The sequence below is a fragment of the Roseibium aggregatum IAM 12614 genome (assembly GCF_000168975.1).
Taxonomy (GTDB): Bacteria; Pseudomonadota; Alphaproteobacteria; order Rhizobiales; family Stappiaceae; genus Roseibium; species Roseibium aggregatum.
Window position 1 is genome coordinate 187,958 of the sequence record NZ_AAUW01000001.1, and the last position, 17,681, is coordinate 205,638.

A 17,681-nucleotide genomic window follows, 5' to 3' on the forward strand; every position below is an offset into this window, starting at 1 on the left:
TACGCATGAGCGAAAATCCCTTCTAAGGTTACGCTACTGTTTCCGCCATTTCGGGCGGAGCGGCCAAAGGGGAGTGTTCCATGGCGGAAAATGCGCATGAGCTTGCGCCGCATCATCTGCCGCCTTTCATACCGGGTGCAGACGGTAGTGATTGGCTATTTAGCGTGATGCTGGTCGTCCTGATTATCGGTGCGATCCTTGCCGGGGTTTTCTATCTGCATCTGCATTCGATTCCCGAACGGCTTGCCCACAAACACGGGCGCATGCAGTTCGAACTTGTTGCCATACTCGGCCTTCTGGCGCTGTTCACACACAACAACATCTTCTGGGTTGCTGCGCTTCTGCTGGCCTTCATTCAGCTTCCCGATTTCTGGACACCGCTGGAATCGATGGCCCATTCCCTGAGCCGGCTGGCCGGAACGGGAGGTATTCCCTCCGACACGCTGGTCGAAAAGGATTTCGAGCAGGAGGAGGTCGCTGCGCAAGACGGCACGACCGTGACAGACGCGACGCGCGACGAGGCGCCTGCGGAACAGGCCGCTCCGGCCGTGTCGCAGGCTGGAACGCAGGAGAGCAAACATGTTTGAACTCCTGTTCTGTTCGCTGCTTACGATATTGCCGGACTATCTGATCCGCAGATACGTCCAGGGCAAGCGCATCGGCCGGGAAATAACGCTCTATTCGGTCTGGTTCGAGCTGCGCTACGGCATCGTGCTTTGCCTGATGCTGACCGTTTCCCTGATCACGCTGATCTTCTACTACCATCCGACGGCAACCACGGCTGTTTCCACATTCCGGACGATTCCCGTTCTGCCGGAATCGTCCGGCCGGGTTGTCGAGACATTCGTGCCGCTTGAGCTTGAGGTCGACATCAAGGCGGGCGATCCGATCTTCAGGCTCGACAGCACGCGCCAGGAAGCGGATGTCGCGACAGCGCAACAGCAGGTGGTCGAAATCGAGGGTGAGCTTGCGCTCGCCCAAAGCGAATTGTCGGTTGCCAACGCACAGGTCGATCAGGCGCAGGCTTCACTGAAGCAGGCCCAGGATGAACTCGACACGCGGCAGGAGCTTTTCAACCGCAATGCCAATGTTGTCAGCGAGCGGGACATCGAAAAGCTCCAGAACACCGTGGATGCACGGGCAGGTGCACTGCGTGCGGCACAGTCCAATCAGGAGCTTGTCCAGACCAAAATCACGGTCTTTCTGCCGGCTCGCCTGAAAAGCGCGGAAGCCAGGCTGCGCGAGGCGCAGGTGGAACTGGAGAAGATGACCGTCTATGCCGGCGTTGACGGAATGATGAGCCAGTTCATCCTGCGTCCGGGCGACATCGTCAACCCGATGATGCGGCCGGCTGGCCTGCTTATTCCCAAGGACGCACAAAGGGAACGGATCGTCGCGGGCTTCGGTCAGATCGAGGCCCAGGTTCTGAAGGAAGGAATGGTGGCGGAAGCTTTTTGCGGGGCCGTACCTTTCACGATCATTCCCTTGGTCGTGACCGAGGTTCAGTCGCAGATCGCCTCCGGTCAGGTTTCGATGTCGGGTCAGCTTCTCGAGACGACGCAGAGCGTGAAACCGGCGACAATCACAACAATGCTGGAACCGCTTTACAAGGACGGTCTGGCGGATCTGCCTCCGGGAGCCATTTGCACGGTCAATGCCTATACCAGCAACCATGAGCGCCTGTCCTCCGGAGAACCGATCGGAACCGGCGAGTTCATCTTCCTGCATGTGGTCGACACGGTCGGTCTCGTTCATGCGATGATCATTCGGCTGCAGGCACTGTTGTTCCCGATCCAGACGCTGGTGCTGACGGGTCACTAGCCCGGAGACATCCCGGCAGGGTGGCATGGAGCCACCCTGCCGGCGCTATATTTTACTTGTTGTAGCTGACCACTTCGAACTCGATGCCATCGTCGTCGTGGAAATAGAACCTGCGGCCCGGCTCGTAATCGCCGTGATTGTGCGTCGCGTAACCATCGGCCTTGATCAGCCTTTCAGTGGCGTCGATGTCGTCGACTACGACGGCGATATGATTGAGGCCGCCGTGCTGGCTGTAGCTGTCTCCGGCGACTTTGCTGGTTGCGCCCGGTGGGGAATAGGCTGCCACATAGCTGGTCTCGTTGCCGATGTGATAGGTCGTGCCCCCGCCAAGACTGGCGCCCTTCCAGCGCACCTTCCAGCCAAACCATGTTTCCAGACGTTTGGAAGTCGCTTCAGGGTCGCTGACCGTGACGTTCACATGTTCCAGGAATGCGCTGCTCATTTCGGTGTCCTTTCAAGGTTTGACCTTTGGTGGACACCAGACATAATTCCTCAACCTTAGTTGAGGTCAAGAGAGGCGAGACGATATTTTGAACAAAGCCATGAAAGGCTCCGATCTGCTGACCATCGGAGACTTGTCCCAGCGGACGGGCTTGTCCGTATCGGCCATTCGATTCTACGAAGAAAAGGGGCTGGTGCACCCGACCCGGAACGCGGGAGGTCAGCGGCGCTTCCTCCGGGCCGACATCCGGCGTCTGTCCTTTGTACTGGTTGCACAGGAATTCGGGTTTTCAATTGCGGAAATCGCAGCGCAGCTTCAGCGCTTGCCTGAGGGGCGGGCACCGACGAAAGCGGACTGGACCAGGATCAGCAGAGATTTCCGATCTCATCTCGACCGGAAAATCGAACGGATGATTGCCCTGCGTGACAAGCTTGACGGCTGCATCGGCTGCGGTTGCCTGTCAATGAAGTCCTGCCAGCTCTATAACGCGGGAGATGCGGCGGCCAGCAAAGGACGCGGTCCCCGCTATGTGCTGGGGGACCGCCCGGATTTCGGGGGAGACTGAACCGGTGACCGGATGGGCTAAGCCGCCGGGATGCCGAAAGGCGGGCCCGGCGGTTCATCTCACCTGTTGTCCAGTTGTGCCCTCACGCGTTTCAGCCCCAGCGGAGTGATCCGGTAGGGGCCGCTGTTCCTGGAAGCAATCAGCCGTTTGTACTTCAGCTTGTGGAACAGTTGCGGCGAACATCCGCCCCAATACCAGCCTTCGCGTGTGACAGTTTCATGTTTGACGACACGGCCATCCTCATCCTTTTCCACAAGGATATAGCCGCCTTGAGCCAGCAGGTGCAGGACCCGTTGCTCGGCTTTGGAAATGTCCATTGATTTGAAGTTGCCTGAAAGTATGCACAGAACTGCAGCCACTGCAGCAAACCGCATGCAGTGCTGTTGTGACTGGCCCCGGCTAACGTCAGCCGGGGTTTACAGGGACTCTTTCGATCCGCGCATAAAACCTCTCAGTTGGCAAAATGCCCTTAGCACAAGCAGAAGACTGCGGCAACGCGCCGAGGATAAACGGACGGGCGAGGCAAGATGTATGGCACAGGCCGTTGTAAATCTGCAGCGATCCGGATTGTCTGGTCTTCGCTTTTCCGGCTTCAGATGCTGATGAGGCTTTAGCTGTGTTCAGCAGGCCAGTAGCCGTTGTCGGGATCGCGGGAAACGGCGACGGCCTCGACATCCTGTGAGCCGCAAGAGGCGCAAGTAAGTGTTTCGCTCAAGGACGATACTTTTTGATCTCCGGTGAACCGGGCGAAGTTCATGTAGCGGAAGCGGCCGCAGTGACGACAGAATATGGCGAGGCGCCTGTCTGTTTTGTAGAGAGTGTCGACCGTCGGATCTTCTGTTTCAATAGATGTGTGTAAATTCATGGGTTTTAATACTTGCTATAAGGAATGGGCGCTGCCAGAGGCAAAGCATGTTAAATACTTAGTCCTCCAAAAGTAGCATAGAGTTTTGCTATGCAAAACCACTTAAATCGACATGAGTAGGCGTTCATGTCCGGGGGAGATCCGAGACACGCCACCTGTTTTAAGAAATTACATGGCTTTACGGTAAACTGCTCAGACAAAACCTGCAGCAAATTGCCGCCAGATTAATGCTTCCAAAGCCGGAAAGCGGCTCGCATTTTGGCCCGCGCAGGGGTATGAGAGGCCCATGATGACGCTATCTGAAACCTGGTACGACCTCTTTGGCCTTGCTGGCCTGCTCAACCCTTTTGCTCTGCTGATCGGCGGATATATGGGATGGCGGGCAGACCGTCTGCAAAAGCTCTGGATCGCGGGATTCGCGGCGGCGGCGCTGACACTCATCCTGGATGTGGCGATCGGCGCGCTGCCTGTGCCGCACCCCTTTGCGCATGATGCCGGTGCGCTGGCGATCTTCCCGTTCCGCTTTATTGGTGGCCTGATCGCCTCTGCCATGACCTACTGGCTCAGCCGCCGCGCAAAACGCGCCTGAAGCACATCAGCATGTGATCCCATGGATGAAGCTGTAATTGCTTGCGTGGGGTCGCACTTAAAGCCGTAGGATCAGCTTTCGATCCAGCTATTGAAGAGAGACGCGTTCGGGCAGCTTGGCAGCGCCTCGTCGGCACCGTCCGGATGGCTCTCCAGCCAGGCGCGACAGGCTTCCGTCTCAGTGCAATTGATGCACCGATGAGCAGCGGACCTCAGGGCCGCATCCGTGTGCGCGCCGGTCGGAACATGATTCATGGCGCCGATTGTCTCCAGCATCCTGCCCATGAGTTCGGCACGCTCGTTGAGGCGATCCATCCAGTTCAAGCCGTTTCTCCTTCCCACGGGACGTGTGCAGAAAATGTCTGCCAGGGCCTTCTGTCTTTTGGCGCCGCTCTGGTTTCTGGCGCCGGTTGAGAAGACCACAGTGCAGCAGAAACACCCGCGTTACCTTGATCAGGGTCAACTCTGGGCAAGCATCGCGAAAGCAGCCATACTGCAGGTTCATGATTCTGCGACCCTGCCAGGCAGCCTCCTGCAAGAAGGAGCGCCGCAACACCTGGAGACGGTGTGATGGTTGAAACGGTGAGCGCATCGCCGCTGCCCCAGGCAACCGGCAATGGCGCGGTCAACCAGGGACTTGAGCCGGGAACGGAACTCAAGGCCAGGGTCGAGGCCAACCTGCCGGGCGGCGTGGTGCGCCTGGCAACCGCTGACGCAAAGCTGGAGCTGCGCGTTCCAGCTCCTCTTCCTGAGGGCGGAGAGGTGACGGTCACCGTATCCGGCACCAAGCAGCAGCCCGCCATTCTGATAACCGTGGGCAAGGATCAGTCTCAGCCGCAACAGCAGGCCAATCCGGCACCATCGTCGCAAAGTCCGGCATCTCAACCCCAAACACCTCAGGGCTCTCAAGGCCAGATCCCACAAGCTCAAGGGCCTCAAGGGCAAGCTCCTGCAAGTCAGGCAGGCCAGGTCCCCTTGCCATCCGAGCCTGCGGCGCAATCGCCGCCACAGCCCTCGTCGGCTGCGACCTATCCCAAGCCGGCTCCGGTTCTGGCGCATCTGATTCAGGTCCTGTCCGTCAATACGGCTCCGGGGCAGGCAACCGGCAATTTTCAGCCTTTGCCGCAAGCGCCACACCTGGCAGCTCCGGCTCCCACCCCTGCTTCGCAAGGGGCCGTGACGGCGCAGCCGGCTGCGCCCGGAAATGCGGTGCAGGTTCAACCTATTCCTCCGGAGGCCGCATCGGGACAGGTGTCCGGCAATGCGGCCGCCCCGGCAGGTTCTGCTGCGCAAGGTTCAACAGCGCCTCCAGTTGCCACCGGTCAACCTCCGCTTTCCGCACCTGTTCAAGACAGTGCAGCCCAAGGCGCGGGGCAGCCGTCAGCAGGTGCTGTGCCGCCAGCAGGCGCGCCTGCTTCCGGTGCGCCTCCGGCAGTGCAGCCTGCGTCCTCGGCAGGCCTGGCGACCGGCGTGTTTCAGCCAGGGGCAGGTGGTCCAGCACCCGGCAGTCCCGTTCAGGTCGATGGCGGTGTTCCGAGCCAACCGGTTTCACAGCCGGCAGCATCGACAGTTCCCGCCGGTGGGGGGGCACCCGCGCAACCGGCGCCAGGGACGAGTGCCCCATTCGCTTCACCCTCCGGCGGCCCCACTCAGGCACAGCCGGCGTCAATTGCTGCAGGTATAGCGGTTGCATCAGCACCGACCGCGTCGCCGGCCAATCCGGCGTCAGCACCTCCGTCAGGAAGCTTTGCAACAGCAGGGAGCCCGACCCTGACAGCAGGTGGTGGACCTGGCGTGCAAGCGTCGGTTGGAGGATCGGCATCAGGTTCGACTGCGGCGGGTGGGGCAACCGGAACCCCGATTGCCAACACGCCGCCGGGACCTGTTTCGCAGTCAGGGTCGGCAGGCTTCAGTTCCAATCCGAGCTCTCAACCGCCACCATTCGTCTCGGCTGCAAATGTCAGTCCTGCGTCCGCTCCGGCGGCAAATCTGCCGGGACCTGGAATGCCCAGTCAGGGCACCGCTCAGACAAGCAACCCCTTCCTGTCTACCGGGGGGCAGGCAGCAGCGTTGACGCGTACAGCTGTTTCCCAGCCTTATCCTGCTTCCACAGGCGTATCCGTTTCGCAAGCCGTTTCCGCCGGACAGGGACAACCTGCCAGCCTGCAACCAGCGAGCCAACAAGCAGCCAGTCAGGTAGCTGACATCTTCCGGCAGCCCCTCAGCGAGCAGCAGGCCGGTCTGGGCAGCCTCTTTGCCCAGATTGGGAGCCTCATGTCGGCGCAAAGCAGCGGGACCGTTTCCCTGCCGGATCCTGTGGTCAAGGCGATGCAGCAGATCCTCGGGCTGCGCTTGTCCTCTGCCCAGGCGCCGACTGCACAGGACGTGCAGCAGGCCGTGCGCTTGTCGGGACAGTTCCGCGAAGCGCAAATGGCGCTTCCTACTGGTGCGCCCGCAACGGGCCAAGCTGCGCTGCCCGACCTGAAATCCGCCCTGTTGTCGTTCAAGGCGCTGCTGCAGCAACTGGGGGCACGCTCCGAAATCAGCCGTCCTGCGGGACAGCCCCCGGCGCCCTCCCGGCATGGAGCGCCGCACGGGCAGGCACAACAGACCAGCAGCGGCTTCTGGGCTGGCGCAGCCCCGCAAAACCTTCAGGCGCTCCTGAAGGAAACCGATTCCGCCCTGGCGCGGCTGCGGCTGACCCAACTCAGCAACACGAAACTGTCGCGGGACGATGCGCCACGCGTCGGTTCACGCCCCATGGATCTCGTGGTCGAACTGCCGCTTGCGTTCGGTCACGAAACGGCCGTCCTGCAAATGCAGGTTGGCCGCGATGGCGCAGGCAACAAGGACGAGGATGAGGGCGAACCGGCCTGGCGCCTGCGTTTCGCGCTTGATCTGACCGCCACCGGGCCGCTGGAAGCAGCCATCAGCCTGCGCAGCGGCGGCACCTATGCCAGCCTGTGGGTCGACCGCAAGGAAACCTTCGACAGTCTGAACGCGGTGCGCGAAACCATGGAAGCCGCCTTTGCCGATGCGGGGCTGGATCTTCAGGAGCTGCGTCTGATCCGGGGGCTTCCGCCGAAAACCTCCGCCAAATATGGCGCGCTGATCGACAGGCAATCGTGAGACAGAACCGGCCATGAGCGAACAGGACAAATCCGGCAAGAAGCTGGCAGTGGCGCTGCAATATGAGAGCGAGGGCGCTCCCGTCGTTACCGCCAAGGGCACTGGCTCCATGGCGGAGCAGATCGAGCGCCTTGCACGCGAAGCAGGCGTGCCGATTGAACAGAATCCGATGATGGCGGAGGCCTTGTCGCAGATCGAGGTCGATCAGGAGATTCCGATCGAGCTCTATCAGGCCGTCGCCGTGCTGATCGGTTTCATCATGCGCACCGGCCACGCCAAGCATCCACCGCACGAGTGACATCATCTGGCTGAGCTTTTGGTCCACCGGCGCAACACAAGCGGAAGAGGTCAATTCCGATCCAGGCGTTTGCCGTGGCCCCGCCAATTACGGGATTGTCGGATCGTTCAGCGGGCAACGTGCGTCCCGCTGTGCGAAAGCTGACGTTACAGGCAAGGAAAACCTTGCAGCCGGGACAATTCCCGACTAGGTCATCAAACGGCTACAAATTCGCGCCGCAGCATGTCTTCCCCGCTGGTTGATCAGACGCGAAATCAAAACGAACAGGATTTTTGACGACTATGACGATTGTCGACGTACGCACACCCGATCCGAAGAAATTCATCAAGGGCGCGACGGGCGATTGGGAAATCGTGATCGGTATGGAAGTCCATGCCCAGGTCACGTCCGAAGCCAAGCTCTTTTCCGGCGCCTCCACGGAATTCGGCAAGGACCCCAACGATAACGTCAGCCTTGTCGATGCGGCGATGCCGGGCATGCTGCCGGTGATCAACGAGGAGTGTGTGCGTCAGGCGATCCGCACCGGCCTCGGGCTCAAGGCCCAGATCAATCTGAAGTCCGTGTTCGACCGCAAGAACTACTTCTATCCAGATCTGCCGCAGGGCTACCAGATCTCCCAGTTCAAGCAGCCGATTGTCGGTGAGGGCAAGATCCTTCTCGACATGCCTGACGAGCAGGTCGAGATCGGTGTCGAGCGTCTGCATCTCGAACAGGACGCAGGCAAGTCGCTGCACGACCAGCATCCGACCATGTCGTTCGTCGATCTGAACCGCTCCGGCGTGGCGCTGATGGAAATCGTTTCCAAGCCGGATCTGCGGTCTTCCGATGAAGCAAAGGCCTATCTGACCAAGCTTCGTACGATCCTGCGTTATCTGGGCACCTGCGACGGCAACATGGACCAGGGCTCCATGCGCGCCGACGTAAACGTGTCCGTCCGCCGTCCGGGTGGTGAATTCGGCACCCGCTGCGAGATCAAGAACGTCAACTCGATCCGCTTTGTCGGTCAGGCTATCGAATATGAAGCCCGTCGCCAGGTCGCTATTCTGGAAGACGGCGGTTCGATCGACCAGGAAACCCGCCTGTTCGACGCCGTAAAGGGCGAAACGCGGTCCATGCGCTCCAAGGAAGAAGCGCATGACTACCGGTATTTCCCGGATCCGGACCTGCTGCCGCTGGAGTTCACGCAGGAATTCGTTGACGAACTGGCGCAGCACCTGCCGGAACTGCCGGACGACAAGAAGAACCGCTTCATGAGCGACTATGGCCTGACGGCCTATGACGCCGAAATCCTGATTGCCGAAAAAGTCTCGGCCGATTTCTTCGAGGAAGTCGCCAAGGGCCGCGATGCCAAGCTGGCAGCAAACTGGGTGATCAACGAACTCTTCGGTCGCCTGAACAAGGAAGGCAAGGATCTCTCGAACAGCCCGGTTTCCGCAGCACAGCTCGGCGGGATCGTCGATCTGATCAAGGACGGTGTCATTTCCGGCAAAATCGCCAAGGACCTGTTCGAGATCGTATGGACCGAAGGCGGAGACCCGGCGCAGATCGTCGAAGAACGCGGTATGAAGCAGGTGACTGACCTCGGTGCCATTGAAGCCATCGTTGACGAGATTATCGCCGCCAACCCGGACAAGGTTCAGCAGGCCATCGCCAAGCCGGGTCTGCTCGGCTGGTTTGTCGGCCAGGTGATGAAACAGTCCCAGGGCAAGGCCAACCCGCAGGCCGTCAGCGACATGCTGAAACAGAAGATCGGTCTGGAATAAGACCATGACCGGTGAAGGGACAGCGCCGAAAGTCGAGCTGCCCATCATCGGTTCCTGCCATTGCGGGGCGGTGTCTTACGAGATGAAGACGCCGCCCCGTCACGCTGTTGAATGCAATTGTTCTATCTGCCGGCGCCTCGGCACCATCTGGGGCCATGGAAAAGCCGGTGATATCGAGATCAAGGCAGCGCCTGGCGCGACGCTCAGCTATTCCTGGGGTGACAAGGGGCTGGCCTTCCATACCTGCCGCACCTGCGGCTGCACCACGCACTGGCAAAGCCTGTCGGCAGAATATCCCGACCGCCTGGCCGTAAACCTCCGCCTTGCCCCTCCCGGTACCATCGAAGCCATCGGCCTGCGTCATTTCGACGGTGCGGAAACCTGGACCTTCCTGGACTGAAGCAGCCCGCTCTTGCTGCCGACGAAAGGATTGAGTCCGGTTAATGAACCACATTGATCGTTGCCGGAGCTGACAACCCTGATTTCCGTTCATGCCGGGCGGTTCCAATTTGCACAATTAAAGGCATGACCAATAAATAGGCAAATGCCTTCGTCGTTCGCTTATACTTAAAGTCCTGCCGCAGATTTACTGCGAAGACCTTCACTTCTTTCCTTTGGCACAAGCCTTGCTGTTCGGGCTTAGGTTTGAACCATTGGAAGAATTAGATGAAGAGCCGCCGTGCTTCTCTGGTTGGTATAAATGTCCAACCTTAGATTTTTCGAGATATACCGGAATCCGGAATACTTGTGGCTTCTTGCGAAAGGAGCGTTGATCAGTGCCGTGCTGACAATTGGCGGCGGTGTCCTCGGGTTTTTGCTGGCCGTGGTGCTCGCCGCGGTCCGTCATTACAAGATCCCGGTTCTGGCCCAACTGGCGGCGGCCTATGTGGAGTTCATCCGGAACACGCCCCTGATCGTGCAGATGTTTTTCGTGGCGTTCGGGTTGCCGCTGCTGCTTGGCTATCAATGGCCCTTCTGGGCACACGCGCTGCTGGCGCTGTCGATCAATTTTTCCGCCTATTTTGCCGAGATTTTGCGCGCGGGGCTGGCCTCCCTCGGCGCTGGTCAGGCAGAGGCCGCCGATGCGCTCGGTCTGCCGCGCTGGCTCAGCTTCGTGAAGGTTTGCCTGCCGCAGGCGGTTGCCGCAATGTATCCCTCGCTCAACAGTCAGTTCATCTTCCTGTTCCTGACGACCGGCATCATTTCGGAAATCGGCGTCACCGACCTGACCTGGGCAGGCCTCGTTATCGACAGCCGGAATTTCCGCTCGTTCGAGATCTTTTTCACGCTGACGATCATCTATCTGCTGATGTCGCTGGGGTTCAAGACCCTTCTGGCGCTGCTGCATGACCGGCTGTTCAAATGGAAGGTGGTTCGATGAAAGACGCTTTTATCGCCATCCTCGGCAAACCCTTCGGTATCGTCCTGTTCCAGCTTCTGGAAGCCACCCAGTACACGATCTACCTGTCGCTGATCGCATTCATTGGCGGGGGGCTGATCGGTGCGTGTGTCACCGCGGCGCGGGTCTCACCGGTCAAGACACTGGCCAGGATCTTTACCGCCTACACCTGGCTGTTCCAGTCAGTACCCTTGTTGATGTTGCTGTTCCTGCTTGGGCTCGGAATTCCGCATCTGTTCGAAATCCAGGTGGATCCGTGGCGCGCGGCCGGCATTGCCCTGACGCTTTATACCAGTGCCTATCTGGCCGAAGTCTGGCGCGGGGCACTGACAGCCATACCGTCCGGCCAGCATGAAGGCGGCAAGGCGCTGGGCATGACCTTTGCCCAGATCATGCTTCTCATCATCCTGCCGCAGGCGTTTCGCCTGGCCATCGCGCCGACGGTCGGCTTCATGGTGCAGATCATCAAGGGCACGTCGCTCGCCTATATCATCGGCTTTCACGACCTGATGACGGTCGGCAAGCGCTGGGCGAACGCGCCTGTGCCGGGCACTCAGCCTTTCGTCATCTATCCGCTGATGGCGATGATCTACTTTTCTCTCTGTTTTCCGCTGTCTGTGTGGTCGCGGCGCCTTGAAAGGCGTCTTGGGTCCGCATCGTCCAGAGGTGGGGCTGCTGCCGCCGCCTGACAAATCGCGCTTGAAGAACAACCGAAGGAGGGTCGCGCAATGTTAAAGAGATTTCTGGGGCTAACAGGTTTGGCGGTATCCGCCGCCTTGATGATCGCAAGTCCTGCATCTGCAGAGCTGAAGGACATTCTGGAAGCCGGCAAGATCAAGATCGCCACACCGGAAAACTTTCCGCCATTCGGCTCCCTCGGCAGCGAAGGTGAGTATGAAGGCTATGATATCGACGTCGCCAAGATGATTGCTGAAGATCTCGGTGTCGAACTGGAGCTGGTGCCCGTTACGTCCAAGCAGCGCATTCCGTTTCTGGAAACCGACAAGGCCGATCTCGTGATTGCGACGCTCGGCGCCAATCCGGAACGCGCAAAGTCGATCTGGTTCTCTCATGCCTATGCTCCGTTCTTCTCCGGAGCCTTCGCCAAGCCTGACGTCGCGGTGTCCACCATCGACGATTTCTCGGGCAAGAAAATTGCCGTCACCAGCGGCACGCTTGAAGATCTGGCAATCACCGCGGATGCGCCGGAAGATGCCGAGATCATCCGCTTTGGCGACAATGCCGCCACCATCGCCGCCTATGTGTCCGGCCAGGCCGATGTCATCGTGACCGGCAACATGGTTGCGCTCGGCATTTCCAACGACAACCCGGACTTCAATCTGGAAAACAAGTTCATCATCGCCAACTCGCCGTCCTTCATCGGTGTGAAGACGGGCAACATCGATCTGCTGCAATGGGTCAATGTTTTCGTTCTGCACAAGAAGCTGAACGGCAAGCTGGATGAACTTTCGAAGAAATGGCTGAAGACGCCACTTCCGCCTTTGCCTGCCCTTTGAGGCCTGCCGGCTGAATGCCTGAAACGCGCGGTGGCAAGCCGCGCGTTTTTTGTTTTCGCGAGGGAAAATGCGAGGTTACAGCCATCTGAAAATCTAGTATCCCCCTGCCATGATGTTTCGCAGTTCGACCGCCGGGACAGGGCCGGCTCCGTTTTACGCCACGCCTTTCGGGGTCTGGGCCATTGTTGCCCTTTGGGGGCTCGCGCATATCCTGCTAAGGGCGTTGAACACGCCCGTGCTCGGCACGGACGACATGTTCGAGAACGTTCTGGTGCAGACGTTGGAGCCCGGCTACATGCTGCGTCAGCCGCCGCTTTACGAGTGGCTGCTCTGGTCCGCGCAGCAGATGTTCGGCCCGACGATCTGGGCAGCACTTTTCGTCAAATACACCCTGATCTCCATTGCCGCGCTGTTTCTGTTTCTGATCGCGCGCAAGGCCATTCACGACACGCGCCTCGCGGCCCTGTGTGTCTTTTCCTATTCGCTGTTCTACCAGTTCGGCTGGAACCTTCACGAAGGTGTCACCCACACGGTGGTTCTGACCACTGCCTGTGCCATGAGTGCCTTCTTTTTCCTGAAGGCCCTGGAGACGGGGCGGCTTGGCTTCTACGTGCTGTTTGGCATGGCAGCCGGGGCAGGGCTGCTTGGCAAGCATTCTTACCCGATTTTCGTGCTGGCCCTGATCCTGGCCGCGGCCAGCGATCCGGCCTGGCGCAGCCGGCTGCGTGTTTCCGGCCTTTTGCTGGTGCCCTTCGCGGCGGCGCTGATTTACAGCCCTTATGCCTACTGGATCTTCAGCGAAGGGCTGAAGCTGCTGGCATCTGTCTCCGACACCATGGGCGTCAGTGCTGAAACCTCGCATCTCATGCGTATGGGCGAAGGGCTAGGCAAGCTTGCTTTCGGTCTTGTCGGCTTTTCCGTTCCGCTGGTGCCGTTGCTGTTGCTGCTGTTCTGGCAACGCTATTTCGGCCGCAGGCAGTCCGAAACACCTGCCGTCAGTGATGTGGCGCGCCTGTGCGGACGCACGGTTCTGGTGATGATCCTGCTGACCGCCCTGATGATTGCGATTACCGGCGCGACCTACGTCAAGGAACGGCACATGCACCCGCTGCTTCTGCTGTTGCCGGTGTGGCTGTTTGCCGACCTGGAACGCTTCGGTTTTGAAAAGCAGTGGCGCTGGTTGACGGCCGTTGTTCTGGCGTTTGTCGCGGTTGTTTTTCTGGCCCGGGTGCCCGGGCTGATCGCACCGGATAAAACCTGGTGCGGCGGCAAGTGCCGGCATATGAAGCCCTATGCGGATCTGAAGGCGCCGCTCGCCGGACTTGGAGCCGCGGACGCGACACTGATTGCCGACGATGGTTACACCGGTGGCAATCTGAGAGTTCTGTTCCCTGAGGCCCGGCTGGTCACCAAGGCCATTCCGGCCAGAACACCGGCACGCGCAAGCTGTTTCTTCATCTGGGAAGAGGGCGACAGGGAGCCGGAAGCAGCTGCGGCTGAGCGCTTCCAAAAGGTGGCTTTCTGGGAGGTTTTCGAGCCGCTGGAAGCGACATATCTGACCGGTGCCTGGCCGCATTTGTGGAAGGCGTCCGGTTGGCGGACAACGTGGTGGGGCGTTGCGAAGCTCCCGCCCGACAGCCCCATCTGCCGTTGACCGTACTCTTTCCTGACCTGAGGCGCGAACCGATCATGCCGGACACAACTGCCCCAACCGTATCCATCGAGAAGGCCCGCCCGGAGCACCTTCGCGAGATAGTCGCCATCATCAATGCGGGCGCGACCAGCGTTCGAAAGGACAAGGAGTTTGCCGACTGGCAGGACTATCGCCCGGCATTTGACGCGCTTGTCGCCGCACCCGAGTGCGACATCTACGTTGCGCTTGCCGAAAGCGGCGAGGTGGTCGGCACCTTCCAGATCCATTTCATGAAGGGCCTCGCCTTTCAGGGCCGCCCCCGGGTGGAACTGGAAAGCGTTCACGTGCGGGCAGACCAGCGCGGCACCGGTGTCGGGCGGCTGATGATGGCAAGGGCTGAAGACCTGGCACGGCAGGGCAACACCTGTATGGTGCAACTGACGTCGAACAGGGAACGCGAAGGCTCCCACCATTTCTACAAGCGCCTTGGCTATGATCAAAGCCATCTCGGCTACAAGAAGATGTTCGTCTGAGCCGTCATTGAACCGCTTATGTCTGGAAAGGCGTACCCTGATGGAACCTCAGTTTCCAGGCGCCATCCTGTCTGCTCCAGACAGAACTGCGGTTCGCCCGTTCAATCTCACCGCTCTCGCGCCTGACTTCGCTGACATAGGTCACGAGCACTGACTGGGTGTGGATGACCGTGAACTTCAGGCGGGGCAGGGGCAGGCGCACATCGATGGGCTGCGCGGCGCTTGCCGGCAGGATCAGGTCTTCACGTGAATAGACACGGCCTGATCGGCCGAATTCGAAAAAGTCGTCCGCGAAAACCCGGTCCATCAGAACCGGGTCATAACGCGTTTCCGCCTGCCACAGGCTTTCTTCCAGCCGTGTGAGTGTTTCGGCAACCTCTGGCAGAAGAGATGTGTCAGGCATGGTTTCGGGCTGACCTGGAGAACGGACGCAGTCAGTCGACCCGGCGCCAGGTTTCCTTTTCACAGACATTGAAAACAACACGGACGCAGCCCTGCACTTCAAGGGCGGACGCATTTTTGCGGCGTACCGTGGCATTTGCGCTGAAGCCGCGCCGCGGGTCGTAGACCCGGCCCTTCCAGCCGTCCTTTTCCGGGGCTAGCCGCCAGAGCACGGTCAGGCCGAGCACCTTGCGTTTGCGCTTGCTGGCATCCTTGTTGTTGATGTCCGGCGTGTTTTCCATGGAATAGCCTTTGGGCGCCGGAAACCGGACGATCTTGCCACAGGGCACCTTGCCGCATTTGTCAATCTGGATGACCGCGCCTGCCGGTGTCTGCCATTTGCCGTTGATGTCCGGGGCAGCAAGGGCTTCCCCGCCCGCACCTGCAAGCAAAAGCGCAAACAGACCGGCGCGCGAATAAAGTCTGCAAGCCGGAAAAGCAGAACCAAAGAAAGAAAAAGGAACCAAGATTATCCCCCGCCGCAATGCTGATGACGACTGCGCCACAATCTGTGACCGGCAATTGCGACGGAGGAAAGGCCAAATCGACTGATTTGGCGATTTCAGGCTCTGTTCAGCCGACTATTGCACCCGTTTCCAGGTTTCACCCTTGCAGATCAGCCCGCCCATGACGCAGCCCTCCAGCTTCAGCGCGTTGGTGGATGTCAGTTCGATGAAACCGGTATAGGTCTTGCCGTCCTCGGCATTGTAGACCTTGCCCTTCCACTGATTGTCCTTGTCGGTCGGCTTCATCGCCTGAACGATCTGCACACCCAGCAGCGGCCGGTCCCGCTTGGCAGCGTCCGGGTTCTTCGTGTCATTGCGCGGATCCCGCAGCCAGATCAGCTTGCCGCAGAGGGAACTGCCGCAGGGGCTGATCCGGATCTTGGAGGCCCCGTTGGGGCGAACCCAGTCGCCGGTGGCATCGCCGGCGAAAGACATCGTGGCCGATGTGATGATAAGGGCGCCTGCCAGAACTGCGGACGTCAGAATGGTCTTGAGCATATGTTCCTCCCAAAGCGGAATACCCTCCGTTTACGGAAAGGGAATGCATAGCCCTGGAAACCCGCTGAAAAGCCGTCACCCAACGTCACGTATTCCGAAAATCCGTCTGCTACCGGAGAGAAGGTGAAGCGCTCCGATCTGGAGTGCCTGGGAGGAGACCAGGTCAGACAAAGAGATGTGGAAACGAATCCATGGTGAACAGAAGGTTGATCGGCCTTGTCAAATTTTCGGAGAATGTGATTGATTGAAAAGGGAAATTCGCTGCCACATACTTACCGCAATATGAATTTCAGACTTATTTAAAATTTTATTCGCATTACGTTAAACCTGTCTTTTAACGCCCCTTTTAACTGCTGCTGATGAAGTAGAGGTCAAGAAACAACGGGGAAAGCTTCGCGAAAGCTTGTGTTTCTTAGATCGGTCCGTGCCAGGCACTTGTGTTCAGAAACGCGACCGGTTGGCAGTAGGGAACCGGAACGGTGGATCCAGAAGGATCGGTTCGTTCCACAGAAGTTAAAAAGACGAAAGGGGAGCGTTATGGCTCGTTTTGAAATGCACTCGGCCGATATGGCCATCATCGGTGAAAAGGCGGTTACCGCTGACATCCTGTTCCAGATGGGTCTGGACAGCGCATGCGGCCGTCACGGCGCGACGGATCTCATCACCGCGCACAAGTGGTTCAACATTGCCGCTCTCAAGGGCAACAAGGACGCAGCACGCTACCGCAAGGAAATTTCCGGTGAAATGTCCACGTCCGAGATCGCCGAAGCGCAGCGTTCGGCTCGTGAATGGCTGTCGATGCATTGAACCGGATGAAGGCTGCCGGCCGTACGGCACCTGAACCGAATTTTACAACCTGACGCGGCAGCACAGTTTTCTGCCGCGTCCAGTTCCCGGACCTTTGCCGGGACCGGTCCCGTCAATGGATTGGCGCCAGACCGTATTCGTCCCAGAGCGACCGGTCGATCGGCGCACCAAGGGCATATTCGAACCCGCTGACGATCTTGCCGCTGGCGTCCAGCCGACACCGATAGGCAATCTCATACCAGACCCGGTTGCTTCTGAGCGCTCCGGCGGGCACGATGATCGTATCTTCCTTCTGAAATGAATTGCGGAACGCATGCGGCGCAAGCCGTGTCGGCTTGAAGCCGGGACGAGCATGACGTACCTGCTCCATCGCCTCCAGCGCGCATATCTGCTCGCGCCCGTCCTCACTGGTCAAGGTCGGTAGAAACTCACGTGCCTGCGCGGAGCGCGGGTCGTTCAAAACATCATTGGCAAAATAGGTGTTGGCGGTAACCCATTCCTGTTCAGGTTTGGCTGCTGTAGACGGTGGGGCTGTCTGTTCCGGCACACGGGCACCCGAGGAGTGCGGCTGGTCCGGAGCGCTCGTCGAACCGGGAGCCGGATCGGGCAGGGTCTGCGGCGGAACCGCCGCCGTTTGCCGCTGGCTTTCTTCAACGTCCTCCAGTGCCGCGTCCGGCACGGACGGCGGCACGAATTCCGGTATGATCTCGACCGAGACGGGCTCAGGCGGATCCGGCACAACGCTTCGCCACAGGGCTGCATCGCTCAACACCGCATACAGCGCAAGGTGCAGCCAGAGCGCACAGATCCACGGAAACTTTTCCGCGACAAACCGTGTCATATGCGTCGGAGGAGCGAGCTCGGCTATGGCACTTC

General features: G+C 59.5%; 22 protein-coding genes. 14 read left to right on the plus strand and 8 right to left on the minus strand.

Annotation, left to right across the window (positions count from 1 at the left end):
- Nucleotides 1-80: 80 nt before the first annotated feature.
- Together SIAM614_RS31075 and SIAM614_RS00830 are read left to right on the plus strand one after the other, a co-directional pair.
- Nucleotides 81-587: a hypothetical protein gene (locus SIAM614_RS31075; protein ID WP_040438682.1), complete on the plus strand. Its 507-nt coding sequence runs from the start codon at nucleotides 81-83 to the stop codon at nucleotides 585-587.
- A complete protein-coding gene (locus tag SIAM614_RS00830) occupies nucleotides 580-1,821 on the plus strand; it encodes an HlyD family secretion protein (protein ID WP_006931304.1) in 1,242 nt (413 codons plus the stop codon). Before SIAM614_RS31075 ends, SIAM614_RS00830 begins: the two co-directional genes overlap by 8 nt.
- A 52-nt stretch (nucleotides 1,822-1,873) precedes the next feature.
- On the opposite strand, the gene SIAM614_RS00835 is transcribed toward SIAM614_RS00830, so the two are convergent.
- A complete protein-coding gene (locus tag SIAM614_RS00835; protein ID WP_006931306.1) occupies nucleotides 1,874-2,263 on the minus strand; it encodes a VOC family protein in 390 nt (129 codons plus the stop codon).
- Between the two features lie 100 nt (nucleotides 2,264-2,363).
- Here SIAM614_RS00835 and soxR point away from each other — a divergent pair, with 100 nt between their 5' ends.
- Nucleotides 2,364-2,828: a redox-sensitive transcriptional activator SoxR gene (gene soxR / locus SIAM614_RS00840; RefSeq protein ID WP_006931308.1), complete on the plus strand. Its 465-nt coding sequence runs from the start codon at nucleotides 2,364-2,366 to the stop codon at nucleotides 2,826-2,828.
- 59 nt (nucleotides 2,829-2,887) lie between these two features.
- Here soxR and SIAM614_RS00845 read toward each other — a convergent pair whose 3' ends face one another.
- A complete protein-coding gene (locus tag SIAM614_RS00845) occupies nucleotides 2,888-3,145 on the minus strand; it encodes a YjhX family toxin (protein ID WP_006931312.1) in 258 nt (85 codons plus the stop codon).
- 834 nt (nucleotides 3,146-3,979) lie between these two features.
- On the opposite strand from SIAM614_RS00845, the gene SIAM614_RS00850 reads away from it, so the two are divergent.
- Nucleotides 3,980-4,282 (plus strand): hypothetical protein, encoded by a 303-nt coding sequence (locus tag SIAM614_RS00850; RefSeq protein ID WP_006931314.1) that lies wholly within the window; start codon nucleotides 3,980-3,982, stop codon nucleotides 4,280-4,282.
- 71 nt (nucleotides 4,283-4,353) lie between these two features.
- Here the strand turns inward: SIAM614_RS00850 and SIAM614_RS00855 are convergent, their stop codons facing one another.
- A complete protein-coding gene (locus tag SIAM614_RS00855; RefSeq protein WP_006931315.1) occupies nucleotides 4,354-4,596 on the minus strand; it encodes a DUF6455 family protein in 243 nt (80 codons plus the stop codon).
- 907 nt (nucleotides 4,597-5,503) lie between these two features.
- Nucleotides 5,504-6,103 carry a hypothetical protein gene (locus tag SIAM614_RS31820; protein WP_006931317.1) on the minus strand — a complete coding sequence of 200 codons (600 nt, stop codon included), beginning with the start codon at nucleotides 6,101-6,103 and terminating at the stop codon, nucleotides 5,504-5,506.
- A 452-nt stretch (nucleotides 6,104-6,555) separates the two neighbouring features.
- Here SIAM614_RS31820 and fliK point away from each other — a divergent pair, with 452 nt between their 5' ends.
- The 9 genes from fliK (at nucleotide 6,556) to SIAM614_RS00910 (ending at nucleotide 14,553) form a co-directional block, all read left to right on the plus strand.
- Nucleotides 6,556-7,410 carry a flagellar hook-length control protein FliK gene (gene fliK, locus SIAM614_RS31825; RefSeq protein ID WP_006931318.1) on the plus strand — a complete coding sequence of 285 codons (855 nt, stop codon included), beginning with the start codon at nucleotides 6,556-6,558 and terminating at the stop codon, nucleotides 7,408-7,410.
- A gap of 13 nt (nucleotides 7,411-7,423) precedes the next feature.
- On the plus strand, nucleotides 7,424-7,708 hold the full coding sequence (locus SIAM614_RS00875) for an EscU/YscU/HrcU family type III secretion system export apparatus switch protein (protein WP_006931319.1): 285 nt from the start codon (nucleotides 7,424-7,426) through the stop codon (nucleotides 7,706-7,708).
- A gap of 281 nt (nucleotides 7,709-7,989) precedes the next feature.
- Nucleotides 7,990-9,471 carry an Asp-tRNA(Asn)/Glu-tRNA(Gln) amidotransferase subunit GatB gene (gene gatB / locus SIAM614_RS00880; protein ID WP_006931320.1) on the plus strand — a complete coding sequence of 494 codons (1,482 nt, stop codon included), beginning with the start codon at nucleotides 7,990-7,992 and terminating at the stop codon, nucleotides 9,469-9,471.
- A gap of 4 nt (nucleotides 9,472-9,475) precedes the next feature.
- Nucleotides 9,476-9,871, plus strand: a complete 396-nt coding sequence (locus SIAM614_RS32685) for a GFA family protein (protein ID WP_006931321.1) — start codon at nucleotides 9,476-9,478, stop codon at nucleotides 9,869-9,871.
- A gap of 300 nt (nucleotides 9,872-10,171) precedes the next feature.
- Nucleotides 10,172-10,852: an amino acid ABC transporter permease gene (locus SIAM614_RS00890; protein ID WP_040438689.1), complete on the plus strand. Its 681-nt coding sequence runs from the start codon at nucleotides 10,172-10,174 to the stop codon at nucleotides 10,850-10,852.
- Nucleotides 10,849-11,559 (plus strand): amino acid ABC transporter permease, encoded by a 711-nt coding sequence (locus tag SIAM614_RS00895; protein WP_050789306.1) that lies wholly within the window; start codon nucleotides 10,849-10,851, stop codon nucleotides 11,557-11,559. Before SIAM614_RS00890 ends, SIAM614_RS00895 begins: the two co-directional genes overlap by 4 nt.
- Before the next feature lie 39 nt (nucleotides 11,560-11,598).
- Nucleotides 11,599-12,387, plus strand: a complete 789-nt coding sequence (locus SIAM614_RS00900; RefSeq protein WP_040438693.1) for a transporter substrate-binding domain-containing protein — start codon at nucleotides 11,599-11,601, stop codon at nucleotides 12,385-12,387.
- Between the two features lie 109 nt (nucleotides 12,388-12,496).
- On the plus strand, nucleotides 12,497-14,041 hold the full coding sequence (locus SIAM614_RS00905; protein ID WP_006931325.1) for a glycosyltransferase family 39 protein: 1,545 nt from the start codon (nucleotides 12,497-12,499) through the stop codon (nucleotides 14,039-14,041).
- A 35-nt stretch (nucleotides 14,042-14,076) separates the two neighbouring features.
- On the plus strand, nucleotides 14,077-14,553 hold the full coding sequence (locus tag SIAM614_RS00910) for a GNAT family N-acetyltransferase (RefSeq protein ID WP_006931326.1): 477 nt from the start codon (nucleotides 14,077-14,079) through the stop codon (nucleotides 14,551-14,553).
- 16 nt (nucleotides 14,554-14,569) lie between these two features.
- On the opposite strand, the gene SIAM614_RS00915 is transcribed toward SIAM614_RS00910, so the two are convergent.
- From SIAM614_RS00915 to SIAM614_RS00925, 3 genes are all read right to left on the minus strand, one after another.
- Nucleotides 14,570-14,956 carry a nuclear transport factor 2 family protein gene (locus SIAM614_RS00915; protein ID WP_006931327.1) on the minus strand — a complete coding sequence of 129 codons (387 nt, stop codon included), beginning with the start codon at nucleotides 14,954-14,956 and terminating at the stop codon, nucleotides 14,570-14,572.
- A 31-nt stretch (nucleotides 14,957-14,987) separates the two neighbouring features.
- Nucleotides 14,988-15,461, minus strand: a complete 474-nt coding sequence (locus SIAM614_RS00920) for a DUF2147 domain-containing protein (RefSeq protein WP_006931328.1) — start codon at nucleotides 15,459-15,461, stop codon at nucleotides 14,988-14,990.
- A gap of 114 nt (nucleotides 15,462-15,575) precedes the next feature.
- Nucleotides 15,576-15,998: a DUF2147 domain-containing protein gene (locus tag SIAM614_RS00925; RefSeq protein ID WP_006931329.1), complete on the minus strand. Its 423-nt coding sequence runs from the start codon at nucleotides 15,996-15,998 to the stop codon at nucleotides 15,576-15,578.
- A gap of 567 nt (nucleotides 15,999-16,565) precedes the next feature.
- Between SIAM614_RS00925 and SIAM614_RS00930 the strand changes: the two genes are divergently transcribed.
- Nucleotides 16,566-16,805: a hypothetical protein gene (locus SIAM614_RS00930; RefSeq protein ID WP_006931335.1), complete on the plus strand. Its 240-nt coding sequence runs from the start codon at nucleotides 16,566-16,568 to the stop codon at nucleotides 16,803-16,805.
- Nucleotides 16,806-16,917: 112 nt separating this feature from the next.
- Here SIAM614_RS00930 and SIAM614_RS30400 read toward each other — a convergent pair whose 3' ends face one another.
- Nucleotides 16,918-17,646 (minus strand): DUF930 domain-containing protein, encoded by a 729-nt coding sequence (locus SIAM614_RS30400; protein ID WP_006931336.1) that lies wholly within the window; start codon nucleotides 17,644-17,646, stop codon nucleotides 16,918-16,920.
- Nucleotides 17,647-17,681 lie beyond the last annotated feature (35 nt).